The following is a 1,353-nucleotide window of genomic DNA, read 5'->3' as shown; positions in this document are numbered from 1 at the left end:
CCGGTGGTTGCGGCAGCACCGGCGGCGCCGGCAAGGCCAGTTGCGGCTCCTCCGCCGGCCCCGAGGACATGCCGCAGGAGATCTGGGACAAGGTCAAGAACCACCCCTGCTACTCCGAAGAGGCCCACCACCACTACGCCCGCATGCACGTGGCCGTGGCCCCGGCCTGCAACATCCAGTGCAACTACTGCAATCGCAAGTACGACTGCTCCAACGAGTCGCGCCCGGGCGTGGTCAGCCAGAAGCTCACGCCTGAGCAGGCCGTCAAGAAGGTGCTGGCCGTGGCCAGCGAGATTCCGCAGATGACGGTGCTGGGCATCGCCGGCCCCGGCGACGCACTGGCCAACCCCAAGAAGACCTTCGACACCTTCCGCATGCTCGCCGAGCAGGCCCCGGACATCAAGCTGTGCCTCTCCACCAACGGCCTGGCGCTGCCGGAGATGGTGGAGGAGATCTGCAAGTACAACATCGACCACGTCACGATCACCATCAACATGGTTGATCCCGCGATCGGCGAGAAGATCTACCCGTGGATCTTCTGGGACCACAAGCGCGTCACCGGCCTGGAGGCCGCCCGCATCCTGCACCAGCAGCAGATGAAGGGCCTGGAGATGCTCACCGCGCGCGGCGTGCTCACCAAGATCAACTCGGTGCTCATCCCCGGCATCAACGACGAGCACCTCATCGAAGTGAACCGCGAGGTCAAGAAGCGCGGCGCCTTCCTGCACAACATCATGCCGCTCATCTCCGAGGCCGAGCATGGAACGTACTTCGGCCTGAACGGCCAGCGCGGCCCCTCGGCGCAGGAGCTCAAGGCCGTGCAGGACGCCTGCATGGGCGGCGCCAACCTCATGCGCCACTGCCGCCAGTGCCGTGCCGACGCCGTGGGCCTGCTGGGCGAGGACCGCTCCGACGAGTTCACGCTGGACAAGATTGAGCAGATGGAGATCGTCTACGACCTCGACAAGCGCCGCGCCTACCAGGAGAGCGTCGAGGGCGAGCGCCAGGCCCAGCACGCGGCCAAGGAGTCCGCGCTGGCCGAGGCCGCCGCGGACGACGGCGTGGACGCGGACATGGCCGTGCTGGTTGCCGTGGCAACCGAGGGCCACGGCAAGGTCAACCAGCACTTCGGCCACGCCACCGAGTTCCAGATCTTCGAAGTCTCCAAGGCGCAGGCCACCTTCGTCGGCCACCGCCGCGTGGACCTGTACTGCCAGGGCGGCTTCGGCGAGGACGAACAGTTGCCCTCCATCGTCAACGCCATCAACGACTGCCACGCCGTGCTGGTGTCCAAGATCGGCGCCTGCCCGCGCGACGAGCTGCTGGCCGCCGGCATCGAGCCGGTGGACCGCT

Annotated in this window: 1 protein-coding gene; it reads left to right on the top strand. The window is 67.1% G+C overall.

What is annotated here, in order from left to right:
* Positions 1 to 1,353: nitrogenase cofactor biosynthesis protein NifB (gene nifB, locus ALA01S_RS31030; protein ID WP_066343629.1), on the top strand; the 1,353-nt coding region annotated here is incomplete at both ends.

This window comes from Azohydromonas lata NBRC 102462 (assembly GCF_001571085.1).
GTDB classification, from domain to species: Bacteria; Pseudomonadota; Gammaproteobacteria; order Burkholderiales; family Burkholderiaceae_C; genus Azohydromonas; species Azohydromonas lata.
This window is presented reverse-complemented; position numbering and strand designations above follow the sequence as displayed.